The sequence below is a fragment of the Aquimarina sp. AU474 genome (assembly GCF_900312815.1).
GTDB lineage: Bacteria > Bacteroidota > Bacteroidia > Flavobacteriales > Flavobacteriaceae > Aquimarina.
On sequence record NZ_OMPE01000009.1, the window covers coordinates 874,599 to 888,135 of the forward strand.

A 13,537-nucleotide genomic window follows, 5' to 3' on the forward strand; every position below is an offset into this window, starting at 1 on the left:
TATTTTTAATAGAATTGTTATATTTATGATAATTCAACCCCTTAGTGATTAGTTACTTATGAAAGATCTCAAATACCTTTGTGCATATACTATTCCTATTTGTGCCTTAATAGGTCTTTGGTTTCAGGGTGTTTTCACTTATTTGACGCCTATCTACGCATTTGGTTTTATACCGATAATTGAGCTATTTACACATTCATCAACCAAAAACTATACAGAAGATCAAAAACAAAACCGCGCCAAAAAAAGGATGTTTGACTGGATGCTTTATCTCAACCTACCTTTAATCTACCTTATTGTATTTATTACTCTATATGTAATTACCTCATCGACCTTGGTAACTTATGAGCTTGTTGGAGTCATTATTTCTACAGGAATTGTATTAGGTAGTAATGGTATCAATGTGGGTCACGAACTAGGTCATCGACAGACTTATGAACGATTTATAGGAAAAGCGTTACTACTTCCTTCTTTGTATATGCACTTTTTTATAGAACATAATTTTGGGCACCATTTTAAAGTTGCGACCAAAGAAGATCCTGCAACTGCAAAATACAATCAGCCCGTTTATTTTTTCTGGATTACTTCAACAATCGGTCAATACGTTAGTGCTTGGAAAATACAAAGTGCTCTACTTAAAAAAGAAAAAAAAATATTCTTCTCGACAAAAAATGATATGCTCTGGTACCACGTTTTTACGAGTTTTTATTTTGTAATTATAACTTTATTCTTTGGAGTTTATGGCCTACAGGTTGCTTTACTTAGTGGTATGGTTGGTTTTCTTCTTTTAGAAACGATTAATTATATTGAGCACTACGGACTAAGAAGAACCAAATTACCTTCTGGTAGATATGAACGTGTAAGAGAAATTCATTCTTGGAACTCGAATCACACCCTCGGAAGAATTATGCTTTATGAATTAACAAGGCATAGTGATCACCATCATCGTGCTTCAAAAAAATACCAATTATTAGACCATCATGACCAAAGTCCCCAATTACCCTTTGGATATCCTACATCTATGGTTCTATCTCTTTTTCCTCCTATATGGTTTCTAATAATGAATAAGAGAGTACCATTAGACATGAAAACAGAAGTGCAAAACAAATAAACTATATAGACAAAAAAACGTTTTTATAGCATCTTTAAGATTGTATCTTTGCTGTAGATTATTTCCTTATTAAACGGATCTTAAAAAACACAGTCATGACAAAAAATATTAGGGTGCGCTTTGCTCCTAGTCCTACTGGACCTTTACATATTGGAGGTGTAAGAACAGCTTTATTTAATTACCTCTTTGCCAAAAAACACAATGGAACTTTTATACTAAGAATAGAAGACACTGATCAAAACAGATACGTACCTGGTGCGGAAGAGTATATCAAAAATGCTTTTGAATGGTGCAAAATTCCTTATGATGAAGGTCCTGATAAAGATGGTGGTTATGGCCCATATCGACAAAGCGAACGTAAACACTTATACAAACAATATGCAGATCAATTAATTGAAAATGGTTCTGCATACTATGCTTTTGATACTCCGGATGAATTAGATCATCATCGTAAAAATCATGAGGCCAATGGCAAAACCTTTATATACAATTGGCATAATCGAGAAAAGTTAAATAATTCACTATCTCTTTCAGAAAAAGAAATACAGAAAAAAATAGAGTCTGGTGATTCTTTTGTAATACGATTTAAGTCTCCAAAAGACGAAATCTTACATCTCCAAGATGAAATAAGAGGAGACATAAAAATTGATACCAATATTCTGGATGATAAAATATTGTTTAAAAGTGATGGGATGCCCACATATCATTTGGCAAATATAGTAGATGATCATCTCATGAAAATTACAGATGTAATTCGAGGAGAAGAATGGTTGCCTTCTCTAGCCTTGCATGTATTATTATATCGTGCATTAGGTTGGGATGTTCCACGTTTTTCACACCTACCTTTAATTTTAAAACCTGTTGGGAAAGGAAAACTAAGTAAAAGAGATGGTGATAAAATGGGATTCCCTGTTTTTCCTTTGCAATGGATTGATCCAAAAAACAATGAAATATCTTCAGGCTATAAAGAAGATGGATACCTGCCTGAAGCGGTTATAAATATGCTCGCCTTTTTGGGATGGAACCCTGGTACCGAACAAGAATTGTTTTCTCTAGATGAGCTTATTCAAGAATTTGATCTTGCCCGAGTAAATAAATCAGGAGCGAAATTTGATCCAGAAAAAACTAAATGGTTTCAACAACAGCATCTTCATAAATTAGATAACGAAGTATTGTCTTTACAATTTAATAAATTACTTGACCAAAATAATATTACCACATCATTAGATACAAAACACATTGTAAACCTTATAAAAGAACGTGCCACTTTTGTAAATGATCTTTGGGATCTTGGTCAGTTTTTCTTTATATCACCAAGCCAATACGACACCAAAGCAGTTAAAAAAGCTTGGAAAGAAGACACGCCTGATTTAATGCATGAGCTCACCAGAATACTTAATGATATCGCCGATTTCTCTGCCGATAATGTTTCAACTATTACAAAAGGTTGGATTACAGGAAAAGAAATTGGTTTTGGTAAAATAATGATGCCATTGAGAATTGCTCTTATCGGCTCACTTCAAGGACCCGATCTTTTTGAGGTTGCATCTATATTAGGAAAAAAAGAGACTATTAAAAGGATTGAAAATACAATTGAAAAATTATAAAACGTTCACCATATAAGGTATTTCTTACTATTTTTTGGTGGGATACCTATGCCCTATTGATGTAACATAATTGCAAGAAATGCTACTAATACAGTAACTATATCTTTAAAACTACAGCAATGGGAAAAACTTTTAAGGTCTTAAAGTTATCAAACGTTTGGTCTACCGAAAAACTTAGAAAAGAAGTTGAAGACACTCTTAATAAAGTATCTAACGAGGGTTGGAATATCGTTTCGGTAGCCTTTGGTTCGAGCAATGCTCAAATAGCAACAGCTATGATAACTATTTCGAAATAAGTATAATGAGTTTACAAATAATCTGTACATTCATTACTAAATAACTATTAACTTTTAATCTAAAAACAATGGGTCTATATTTAATTCCACTATTTATATTCGGGTTCATCATTTTGATATCCGGAATCTTTACTGTAAAACAGCAAACCGCCGCTATCGTAGAACGATTTGGTAAATTCTTAAGTACCAGAAACTCTGGACTGCATTTTAAAATTCCTGTCTTTGATCGAATCGCAGGACGTATAAACTTAAAAATACAACAGCTAGATGTATTGGTCGAAACCAAAACAAAGGATGATGTATTTGTTCGACTTAAAATCTCTGTGCAATTTCAAGTTATCAAAGAAAAAGTTTATGATGCTTTTTACAAATTAGAAAATCCACATGATCAAATTACTTCGTATGTATTTGATGTTGTTCGTGCCGAAGTTCCAAAAATGAAATTAGATGATGTTTTTGAACGTAAGGATGATATTGCCATTGCTGTAAAACAAGAATTAAATGAAGCCATGGTTAACTATGGTTATGATATTATAAAAACTCTTGTAACGGATATTGATCCAGATTTACAAGTAAAAGAAGCTATGAATCGTATTAATGCAGCAGAACGTGAAAAAGTGGCAGCCGAATATGAAGCTGAAGCTGAAAGAATTAAAATTGTTGCAAAGGCAAGAGCCGAAGCTGAAAGTAAAAGATTACAAGGTCAAGGTATTGCTGATCAGCGTAGAGAAATCGCACGAGGTCTTGAAGAAAGTGTAGACGTATTAAATAATGTAGGGATTAATTCTCAAGAAGCTTCTGCCCTAATTGTAGTAACGCAACATTATGATACTTTACAATCTATTGGTGAAGAAACAAATAGTAATCTTATTTTATTGCCTAACTCACCACAAGCTGGTAGTGATATGTTAAATAATATGATTGCATCATTTACAGCTTCTAATCAAATAGGTGAAGAAATGAAAAAGCAAAATGCTAAAAAAGGTCTGGGTCGAAAAAAATCTGACAATGAATAAAAATTCTTGATTTCTATCAAAACAAACCCGATCATAAAAATTGATCGGGTTATTTTTTTGACTTGTCCTAAAAATTAGAAAAACCTGCTCTTTTTATATTAAAAATGAATTTAAAGCGTTTTTGCACGGTTTTTGATTATTATCTAATAGTTATGACCTTATTCATTTTTTTCAACATTAAAACAAGCCTTAAAGCCTTGTTTTTAATAAGAAAAAATGATACATATTTTAAAACAATAAGGAATTATTATAGTTCAAAAATTAATTATATTTACAAAAATTTAGTCCCATGAAAAATTACTTTTTAATTTTACTCTTCATTTCTGGAAGTGTTTTTTCCCAAAATGTAGACGCGCTCAAAAAATTAGCACTAAGAGATGCTAAAGCAACTTCTGAAGCTTCTCTTAAACAAGACTCGAACACTCTTTTAAAGTATACTCATCCAAACATCTTCGAAAAATACGGTAAATCAAAGATGTTAGAAACTATGGATGATATTTTTAGGACTATGAAAGCCCAAAAAATAAAAATTACTAGTTCTGAAATTGATGAAATTGCAGATATTAGAAAAGAATATAAAGAATATAGGTGCCTAATAAAAAATACGGTTAAGATGGATTTTAATGGACGAGTCGTAACCTTAAAAAGCTCTTTATTTGGGTTTTATGATAAAAAGAAAGAACAGTGGTATTTTGTAGAATCGAATAAACTTTTGGATGATCCTGAAACACAAAAGCTGTTTCCAAGGTTCAAAACGGATATAGAAATACCACTTGATGAACATATAGCAGAAAACTAGAAATTACAGAAAAAAATAAAAAGGTCACTTAAAATTAAGTGACCTTTTCTATTTATAAATTATACTTTTTTACTAAAACTGAAGCTTCTTCTTGTAATAATTCATTTTTATCTTCTACTCCTTTGGTAATAAATTCTATTGCCGCAGTATCCGGTTGAAGCCCCTTTTTATCTAGAGCAATTCTTAATGCTATCATAGTAGCTATGCGAGTTCCAGCCTTTTTTACAGCTGTTCCATATAATGGTATTAATTCTTCTAATTCTATACCCTCTGCAGCCTTTTCTATTTTAATTTTAAGAGCTTCTCTTTTCTCATCAGGAAGATTTGTATACTTCTTTCCACCTCTCTTTATTTCCTCGATAGCAGGTATCTCTTTTTGATTATTTTGTTGTGCTTTTTGAGGATTTGTATTCGTATTAGCTGGTTTTATTTTTGCCCAAGTATCTTTTAACCCAACAGTCTTGTTAAAAACTAAACTTTCCTTTTTACTATCTACATCTACATTAAAATATCCCAATCTCTGAAACTGAAATTGATCCAATGCACTTACGTTTTTTAAGCTTGGTTCTAAATAACCCGTTATCGTCTTCAAAGAACTAGGGTTTATAAACTCCATAAAATCCTTGTCCTTATGACCACCTGGAGCTTCATCATTAAATAATCTATCATAGATCCTAACCTCGGCCTGTACCGCATGTGCTATAGAAACCCAATGTAAAGTACCTTTTACATTACGCTTTGATTCTTCAGTACCACTACCCGACTTACTCTTTGGATCATATGTACAATGAATTTCGACTATATTGCCCTCATTATCCTTAATAACTTGCTCTCCTTTAATAATATAAGCATTTTTGAGACGCACTTCTTTACCTAAAGTTAACCTAAAAAACTTCCTTCCCGCTGCTTCTTTAAAGTCTTCCCTTTCTATAAACAATTCCCCAGAAAAAGGCACTTTTCTAGATCCCGCAGATTCATCTTCAGGATTATTTTCAGCTTCTAGCCATTCCTCTTCTCCTTTAGAATAATTTGTAATTACGAGTTTTACTGGATCCAATACTGCCATCACTCTAGGTGCAGTTTTATTTAAATCTTCACGTATACAAAATTCTAATAAAGACACATCTATTACGTTCTCTCTCTTGGCAACTCCAACAGTTTCTACAAATTTGCGTATTGATGTTGGTGTATATCCACGTCTTCTCAATCCCGAGATAGTTGGCATTCTGGGATCATCCCAACCAGACACAACACCGTCTTCTACCAATTTGAGTAATTTACGCTTACTCATAATGGTATAGCTTAAATTAAGTCGTGCAAATTCTCTTTGTTTAGGGCGCATTTTATCACTATATATTTGATCCAAAAACCAATCATATAACTTTCTATGAGGTTTAAACTCTAATGAACATAATGAATGTGAAATGCTTTCTATATAATCACTTTCTCCGTGAGTCCAATCATACATTGGATAAATACACCACTCATCACCGGTTCTATGGTGAGGTTTTTTAAGTATTCTATACATTAATGGATCACGCATTAACATATTAGGATCAGACATATCTATTTTGGCTCTTACTACATGTGATCCTTCATCAAACTCACCATTTTTCATTCTATTAAATAGATCCAAATTTTCCTCTACAGATCTATTTCTATATGGACTATCTGTACCAGGTTCTGTTGTGGTTCCTTTTTGTGCAGCAATTTCTTCTGCAGATTGAGAATCTATATATGCTTTACAGTCTTTAATTAATTGAACTGTCCAATCGTATAATTGTTGAAAATAATCAGAAGAATAACACTCCTTATCCCATTGGTAACCCAACCATGTAATATCTTCTTTGATTGCATCAACATATTCTTGCTCTTCTTTGGCTGGATTAGTATCGTCAAAACGTAAATTAACTGGTGCATTATATCGTAATCCAAGACCAAAACTAATACCAATTGCCTTAGTATGGCCAATATGTAAATATCCGTTAGGTTCTGGAGGAAAACGAAAACGAAGATGTTTCGTATCCATACCATTACTCAAATCTTCTTCTATAATATGCTCTATAAAATTGAGCGATTTTTTTTCTTCTGTCATCTCTAATCAAATAAACCACAAAACTACAAATTCTAATGATGCTTCACTATAGTATAAAACGCTTTAATGTAATTATTTCAATTATTATTATTTCTTATGAAAAGGGGTTGTTTTCCCTTAACCTATTCACAAAGATTCTTTATACCTTTGTCAAAAAATTTCGTGGGATTAATCGAGTTAAAAAATATTAAGATATATGCCTATCATGGTTGCTTAGTAGAAGAAAAGAAAATTGGTTCCGATTATAGGGTAGATCTTAAGGTTAAGGCCGATCTAACCAAATCGGCAATATCTGATCGATTAGCAGACACCGTAGATTATGTGCATCTTAATCATATTGTAAAAGAAGAAATGGCCATACGTTCTAAGTTGTTAGAACATGCGGCAGAACGAATATTAATAAGAATATTAGATGAACTGCATTTGGTAAAAAAAGCTACCATTAAAGTTTCTAAAATTAACCCGCCAATTGGTGGAAATGTAGAAAAGGTAACGATAATACGAAGTAAAAATCGTTAACTTTACAATATAAGAAGGGAGATAATGCAGTTTTAATGTAAAATCATGACCAAGAAATAATAAATTTTTTTACATTTGCCTTCCAACCAAAAATTGGGTGTCGTGGCCGAGTGGCTAGGCAGTGGTCTGCAACACCATCTACAGCGGTTCGAATCCGCTCGACACCTCAAAAAAACCCTGTAATTAATTACAGGGTTTTTTATTTAAACTTAGATTCTGGTGTTATTTTTTCGATCTCATCCTGTATTCTTTTTTCCATAGTATCTGGTAACACTCCTTTTAATATTAAGAAGACACCAAAAACCACCATTAGAATACTAATAATTCGTTTGGTAATATATGTTCGCTTAGGTGTTAATTTTCGTTTTAAACGTTTAGCAAGTAACATTTTAAATACGTCAATAAATAGATAAGTACCCAAAACCACCGAGAAAAAATACACAATTCTATTAGTATTCATATCTAATTGTGGACCAATAACTATGATAATACTTAACCAAAAACCCAATACTCCTATATTGATAAAATTGAGTAAAAACCCTTTTACAAACAACATCAAATAATTATGCTTATTGATTACTTCAACAGAGGTATCTCTTAGTTTATTGTAATTTTTTCGTTCCTGAATAAAAGAAATTGCTCCATAAGTAGCTAGTAGCATACCACCAAAAATGAATAATGCAGGATCATCTTTTATTTTTTCTAAAATCTGATTGGTACTAAAATAGGCAATCAGAATAAAAACTATATCAGCAAAAATTACACCTAAATCCACAGCTAATGCTGCTCGAAAACCTTTAATTGCTGCTGTTTCGAGTAGTACAAAGAAAACAGGCCCAATTAAAAAGGCTAATAAAATTCCTAAAGGGATAGCGGCCTGAGCATCTTGAAGCATGGGATATAAAAATCTTTCCTACAAAGTTAAAAAAACTACTTAGTTAACTTCAATAATTTTTCCACCTAAAAGTTTTTGGGTATCCATTTGCTTTGGATTTCCAAAAATTCTAATAGTACCACCAGCGTTAGTATTTGCTTTTAAATAGTTTTTGGCATTTACTTCTGCCGTACCGCCAGCACTTACTTTTACCTGAGTTTCGTTTGTTTGTAGGTTTTGCGCATAATATTGACCACCAGAATTGATAATAACTTCTTGCTCTTTAGCATTTCCATCTAACTCAATTTCTCCACCAGTAATTGCTTTACCAAAAACATATCCAGCCTCAATTTCAGCTTTAATTCTCCCGCCTTCTTGAGCTCTTAAATCCAAAGATTTTGAACTAATTATATTTTTTGCTTCTACATTAGCGCCCTCGTTAACGTCAATTTTATTAATCTCTTTATAATATACTATTACTTCGGTATTGTTATTATCCCAAAGATTATCAAGAAACATCCTTATCTTAAGAAGATTTCCTTTTTGAACCACGTCAACTTCTCTCCTTTTGATCCCCATTACTTCAACCTTATTTTCAGTTGATTCAATCAAAGTAACTCTTATTTTATCAAAAACTTTTAACTCATTAAAATCACCAATATTTTTTGTGATAGCATCTTGTGCTTGTGCCATTGTAACTAATGAAAACACCAAAAGAATCAATACTTTTTTCATTGCCTTAAATTTTAAAAATTAGACTTAAGATTTTTGTGTATTTATATAATAAAAAAACAACTCTTCATTATTTTTCTATTTCATCTTTACTACCTATTAGTGTAAAATCAAGATGTCTTTTTACAAGGTCTGCATTTTTTACTTTTACATAAACCTCATCTCCTAATTGATACACTTTTTTAGAAACGTCGCCTATCACAGCATATTCGTCTTGATCAAAAACATAATGATCATCATTCATATCCTTTAAACGAATCATTCCTTCACACTTATTGTTAATAATTTCTACATATATACCCCATTCTGTTACACCAGAAATAACGCCTAAAAAATGCTCATTTTCATGATCTTTCATAAACTTGATCTGCATGTATTTTATAGAGTCTCGCTCTGCACTAGCGGCTAGGTTTTCCATACTACTACTATGGTTACATTTTTCTTCATATTCTTCCTCTGCAACAGATTTACCTTGATCTAGATAATGTTGCAGCAAACGGTGTGCCATAACATCTGGATATCTTCTAATTGGCGAAGTAAAATGAGAATAATAATCAAATGCCAGTCCATAATGACCTATATTATGAGTTGTATATTCGGCTTTACTCATACTTCTAATTGCCAATGTATCTACCAAATTTTGTTCTTTCTTACCTTGAACATCCTTTAATAATCCATTTAGTGATTTGGTAGTACTCTTACGATCTTTAAGATCTAATTTATACCCAAACCTGCCGATAATATTTTGTAATGCTGCTAATTTTTCATCATTTGGTTCATCATGTGTTCGATACACAAATGTTTTTTTTGGATTTTGCTTTCCTATGAACTCTGCTACCTTTTTATTTGCGAGCAACATAAATTCTTCAATAAGTTTATTAGCGTCCTTAGACGTCTTAAAAAAGACACCTACCGGTTCGTTTGTTTCATTTAATGCAAACTTCACTTCAACTTTATCAAAAGAAATAGCTCCATGTCTCATACGTTGTGAACGCATAATTTTTGCTAATTCATCTAATTTTAAAACGGCATTGGCAATATTTGGATCAGCTTTATATGCCTTACCAGTAAGCGAAATATCTGCAGGGATAGTATTTTCCTTGCTTTCAATAATATGTTGTGCTTCTTCATAAGCAAAACGTGCATCAGAATATGTTACTGTTCTACCAAACCACTGATTTGTTATTTCTGCTTTATCATTTAATTCAAAAACAGCAGAAAATGTATATTTTTCTTCATGTGGTCGCAATGAACAAGCGTTATTTGATAAAACTTCTGGAAGCATAGGTACTACTCTATCAACCAAATATACCGATGTAGCCCTTTCATAAGCTTCATCATCCAATATTGTTCCAGGAGTAACATAATGCGAAACGTCTGCAATATGGATTCCTATCTCATAATTTCCGTTCTCTAATACTTCAAATGATAATGCATCATCAAAATCTTTGGCATCCTTAGGATCAATAGTAAAGGTCAAGGTTTTTCTCATATCCCTTCGTTTCTTCACTTCTGATTCTTGTATACTCGTATCTAATTCATTAGCATAATTTTCTACTTCTTCAGGAAATTCATAAGGCAATCCATATTGTGCTAAAATTGCATGAATTTCTGTATTATGCTCTCCTGGTTTACCAAGAACTTTAACTATTTTACCAAAAGGAGAATCAGCCTTCTCGGGCCAATCTTCTAACTTTACTAATACCTTATCACCATTTTCGGCTTCGCCTATTTTATTTTTTGGAATAAATACATCAGTATACATTTTGGTATCCTGCATATTTACAAAAGCATAATTCTTTTGGATTTCAATTACACCAACAAATTCATCTCTTTTTCGAGATATTATTCTAGAAATTTCTCCTTCACTTTTACCTCTTCTTTTTCTACGGTATATGTAAACTTCTACTTCATCTCCATGTAATGCTTTATTCAAATTATTATTAGGAATAAAAATATCTTCTTCAAGATCTTGCACAACAACATATCCGGTACCTTTTGAAGTGATTTCTAAATTACCGGTATATGTATTTATGTTTGCTACAATTTTAAATTTCCCTCTATCAACTTCTTCAATCTGTTTTTTGGCGGCAAGTTGAGCTAATTTTTTGATAATCTGATTTCTACTACTTGCATCATTTACACCAAATTTTACAGCTATTTGTTTATAATTAAAAGTTTTATTGGGTTCTGATTTTAATATTTTAAGTATTCCTTGGGTGATATTCTCTATTTTTGGGGACTTTTTTCTTCTTCTACTCTTTCTTTTCATTAATATCAATTATGTTATATTTGATAAAAGTACAGCTTATCTTTTAACATCTATAATTTTAAGTTTAAACTTTTATTAATACTTAAATAGTATAATTGTTTTAGAACCAAAAAAAACATTATCTGTAAATCAGTTAATTACATCCAAAATTTCTTTACTCATTTTATTTGTTTTATTAAAAATTACCTATTTTTAATACACTACAAACATGTATTATTCGTTACTCTTTTACGTATATATGAGTAAAATTAAAAAAGTACATAAAATTATAGTATTCTTCATTCTAATTTTTTTGTTGGGTGTGTATTCTTTTACTATATACATAAATAACACTATAGATCAAAAAAATACAACATTGCAAGAGTCTGAAATAAATGGCTCTGTAAAATTTGATCAAGAAGCTACACAAATAAACTAATCCAATACAGGATAGAGTTATATCATATTTTGTATATTTAAGGTAACTGCTAAAAAGTATATCTTACTATATGAAAGATTTTGTTATTGTAAAAACATACACTTATCCCTACGAATATGCCATATTAAAACTTTTATTAGAGAAAGAAAGTATTTCGTATTTTTTTGAAAATGAAACAATGATAGGTGTTTTCCCTTTTTACTCTAACGCATTGGGCGGAATAAATCTCAGAGTTCACCTAAAAGACAAAACAAGAGTACTACAAATCATTAAAGATCTAAACACAAACTCACATTTAAGAATTGTCTAAATTCTTTTTCAAAGTACATTCCTTATTCAATATAGTTTTCAACACATATTATATATATCTTTTTTCTTTTTTTTAAATTTAAAATAATTAATAGTGATTATAATGTAGTGTGGATAGCGGTATAAGTTTTGGATTATTTATTAGGTTTTTAAGTTTGATTAAATTTTCAGAATGATATAAACAGGATATCAATATGGTAATTGCCTGAAAATGTTGCCAAAATAATATTTAATGAACAGTTGTTAATATGTAATCCGCACATTAAAATCTTAATATAATTACGGTAAAACCGTAGTTCATAACATTAACTTAATGTTTGAAAAGTTATCCAAAAAAAGGAGAGTTAATATTTTGATATTTGATAAGTCTACTTGTATTCTAATAAAAAAGTAAACAACCAAAAAAACTTTATCAATTTTAAGAACCATTTATTCACAACTGGTGTTAACAGAAGGTAAGGAGTTATTAACATTGGGATAACATTAAGTAAATAATTGATTTTTTGGAGTTTACTTTTTTAGGATTAAAGTATCTTTGTTTTAATAATAAAAAGAGAGTCTATACAATGAAAATAGCTATTGGAAACGATCACGCAGGAACCGAATATAAGGTTACAATTGTTGAGTATTTAAAATCTGAAGGAATTGAAGTTATTAATTACGGTACTAATGAAGAGGCTAGTGTAGATTATCCTGATTTTGTACATCCTGTTGCTAAAGATGTAGATGCTACCAATGTAGATTTTGGAATTTTAATTTGTGGAAGCGGTAATGGTGTTGCTATGACTGCTAATAAATATAAAAATATCCGCGCGGGATTATGTTGGACCAAAGAAATTACAGAATTAACTAGACAGCATAATAATGCTAATATTGTATGTATCCCAGCAAGATTTACTTCGCAGGCACAAGCTCTAGAAATAGTAAGAACATTTTTAGAAACTCAATTTGAAGGAGGGAGACATTTAAACAGAGTTAATAAAATACCAAGCTGTATTTAATACAATATATGAGTATTAGATTTGAAGTTAAACGTTTTGATGAGCTCTCAACTGTTGAGTTGTATAAAATTTTGCGCTTACGCGCAGAAGTTTTTATAGTTGAACAACAATGTGTTTATCAAGATATAGACAATAAAGATCAAAATTCATTACATGTTATAGGTTATAAAGAAAAAAAAATTATAGCCTATACAAGGATTTTTGATGCTGGGGATTATTTTGAAAACGCGAGTATAGGAAGAGTTGTAATCTCAAAAAAAGAAAGACAATTTGGATATGGTCATGACTTGATTAAAGAAAGTATTATGGCTGTAGAAAAAAACTACAAAACCAATATTATTAAAATATCTGCGCAAACGTATCTTAAAAAATTTTACGAATCTCATGGGTTTCTACAAGTAGGTGAAGAATATCTAGAAGATGATATTCCGCATGTTGGCATGTTGAAATCTTAATAAAACATTTCACCCACCTTTACAGCACTATTG

General features: G+C 31.1%; 13 protein-coding genes and 1 tRNA gene. 10 read left to right on the forward strand and 4 right to left on the reverse strand.

Going from position 1 to position 13,537, the window contains the following annotated elements; genetic code table 11:
* The first annotated feature begins 58 nt into the window (after positions 1-58).
* The 5 genes from DK508_RS17325 (at position 59) to DK508_RS17340 (ending at position 4,829) form a co-directional block, all read left to right on the forward strand.
* On the forward strand, positions 59-1,111 hold the full coding sequence (locus tag DK508_RS17325; protein WP_109302048.1) for an alkane 1-monooxygenase: 1,053 nt from the start codon (positions 59-61) through the stop codon (positions 1,109-1,111).
* Positions 1,112-1,206: 95 nt separating this feature from the next.
* Entirely contained in the window at positions 1,207-2,718 is a 1,512-nt protein-coding gene (gltX, locus tag DK508_RS17330; protein ID WP_109302049.1) for a glutamate--tRNA ligase, read from the forward strand.
* Between the two features lie 119 nt (positions 2,719-2,837).
* Entirely contained in the window at positions 2,838-3,014 is a 177-nt protein-coding gene (locus DK508_RS21255) for a hypothetical protein (RefSeq protein WP_160114775.1), read from the forward strand.
* 68 nt (positions 3,015-3,082) lie between these two features.
* Positions 3,083-4,030, forward strand: a complete 948-nt coding sequence (locus DK508_RS17335; RefSeq protein ID WP_109302050.1) for an SPFH domain-containing protein — start codon at positions 3,083-3,085, stop codon at positions 4,028-4,030.
* A gap of 289 nt (positions 4,031-4,319) precedes the next feature.
* Positions 4,320-4,829 (forward strand): hypothetical protein, encoded by a 510-nt coding sequence (locus DK508_RS17340; protein ID WP_109302051.1) that lies wholly within the window; start codon positions 4,320-4,322, stop codon positions 4,827-4,829.
* 52 nt (positions 4,830-4,881) lie between these two features.
* On the opposite strand, the gene DK508_RS17345 is transcribed toward DK508_RS17340, so the two are convergent.
* A complete protein-coding gene (locus DK508_RS17345) occupies positions 4,882-6,924 on the reverse strand; it encodes a glutamine--tRNA ligase/YqeY domain fusion protein (RefSeq protein ID WP_109302052.1) in 2,043 nt (680 codons plus the stop codon).
* A gap of 162 nt (positions 6,925-7,086) precedes the next feature.
* Between DK508_RS17345 and folB the strand changes: the two genes are divergently transcribed.
* Positions 7,087-7,443 carry a dihydroneopterin aldolase gene (gene folB / locus DK508_RS17350; RefSeq protein WP_109302053.1) on the forward strand — a complete coding sequence of 119 codons (357 nt, stop codon included), beginning with the start codon at positions 7,087-7,089 and terminating at the stop codon, positions 7,441-7,443.
* Between the two features lie 96 nt (positions 7,444-7,539).
* Positions 7,540-7,610: transfer RNA gene (locus DK508_RS17355), tRNA-Cys, on the forward strand.
* Positions 7,611-7,642: 32 nt separating this feature from the next.
* Here the strand turns inward: DK508_RS17355 and DK508_RS17360 are convergent.
* The 3 genes from DK508_RS17360 to rnr form a co-directional block, all read right to left on the reverse strand.
* Positions 7,643-8,338 (reverse strand): LysE family translocator, encoded by a 696-nt coding sequence (locus tag DK508_RS17360; RefSeq protein ID WP_109302054.1) that lies wholly within the window; start codon positions 8,336-8,338, stop codon positions 7,643-7,645.
* Between the two features lie 39 nt (positions 8,339-8,377).
* Positions 8,378-9,052, reverse strand: coding sequence for a head GIN domain-containing protein (locus DK508_RS17365; RefSeq protein WP_109302055.1), 675 nt, complete (start codon positions 9,050-9,052; stop codon positions 8,378-8,380).
* Between the two features lie 67 nt (positions 9,053-9,119).
* Positions 9,120-11,321: a ribonuclease R gene (gene rnr, locus DK508_RS17370; protein WP_109302056.1), complete on the reverse strand. Its 2,202-nt coding sequence runs from the start codon at positions 11,319-11,321 to the stop codon at positions 9,120-9,122.
* 488 nt (positions 11,322-11,809) lie between these two features.
* On the opposite strand from rnr, the gene DK508_RS17380 reads away from it, so the two are divergent.
* The 3 genes from DK508_RS17380 to DK508_RS17390 all read left to right on the forward strand — a co-directional run bounded on the left by DK508_RS17380 (position 11,810) and on the right by DK508_RS17390 (position 13,504).
* Positions 11,810-12,049 carry a hypothetical protein gene (locus tag DK508_RS17380; RefSeq protein ID WP_109302058.1) on the forward strand — a complete coding sequence of 80 codons (240 nt, stop codon included), beginning with the start codon at positions 11,810-11,812 and terminating at the stop codon, positions 12,047-12,049.
* Positions 12,050-12,614: 565 nt separating this feature from the next.
* Positions 12,615-13,049 (forward strand): ribose 5-phosphate isomerase B, encoded by a 435-nt coding sequence (gene rpiB / locus DK508_RS17385; RefSeq protein ID WP_109302059.1) that lies wholly within the window; start codon positions 12,615-12,617, stop codon positions 13,047-13,049.
* Between the two features lie 8 nt (positions 13,050-13,057).
* Complete coding sequence (locus DK508_RS17390) at positions 13,058-13,504, forward strand: GNAT family N-acetyltransferase (RefSeq protein ID WP_200831881.1); 447 nt, start codon at positions 13,058-13,060, stop codon at positions 13,502-13,504.
* The last annotated feature ends 33 nt before the right edge of the window (positions 13,505-13,537 follow it).

Coding starts and splice junctions, on each gene's coding strand:
- DK508_RS17325 (WP_109302048.1), top strand. CDS start 59: ATGAAAGATCTCAAATACCTTTGTGCATATACTATTCCTATTTGTGCC.
- gltX (WP_109302049.1), top strand. CDS start 1,207: ATGACAAAAAATATTAGGGTGCGCTTTGCTCCTAGTCCTACTGGACCT.
- DK508_RS21255 (WP_160114775.1), top strand. CDS start 2,838: ATGGGAAAAACTTTTAAGGTCTTAAAGTTATCAAACGTTTGGTCTACC.
- DK508_RS17335 (WP_109302050.1), top strand. CDS start 3,083: ATGGGTCTATATTTAATTCCACTATTTATATTCGGGTTCATCATTTTG.
- DK508_RS17340 (WP_109302051.1), top strand. CDS start 4,320: ATGAAAAATTACTTTTTAATTTTACTCTTCATTTCTGGAAGTGTTTTT.
- DK508_RS17345 (WP_109302052.1), bottom strand. CDS start 6,924: ATGACAGAAGAAAAAAAATCGCTCAATTTTATAGAGCATATTATAGAA.
- DK508_RS17360 (WP_109302054.1), bottom strand. CDS start 8,338: ATGCTTCAAGATGCTCAGGCCGCTATCCCTTTAGGAATTTTATTAGCC.
- DK508_RS17365 (WP_109302055.1), bottom strand. CDS start 9,052: ATGAAAAAAGTATTGATTCTTTTGGTGTTTTCATTAGTTACAATGGCA.
- rnr (WP_109302056.1), bottom strand. CDS start 11,321: ATGAAAAGAAAGAGTAGAAGAAGAAAAAAGTCCCCAAAAATAGAGAAT.
- DK508_RS17380 (WP_109302058.1), top strand. CDS start 11,810: ATGAAAGATTTTGTTATTGTAAAAACATACACTTATCCCTACGAATAT.
- rpiB (WP_109302059.1), top strand. CDS start 12,615: ATGAAAATAGCTATTGGAAACGATCACGCAGGAACCGAATATAAGGTT.
- DK508_RS17390 (WP_200831881.1), top strand. CDS start 13,058: ATGAGTATTAGATTTGAAGTTAAACGTTTTGATGAGCTCTCAACTGTT.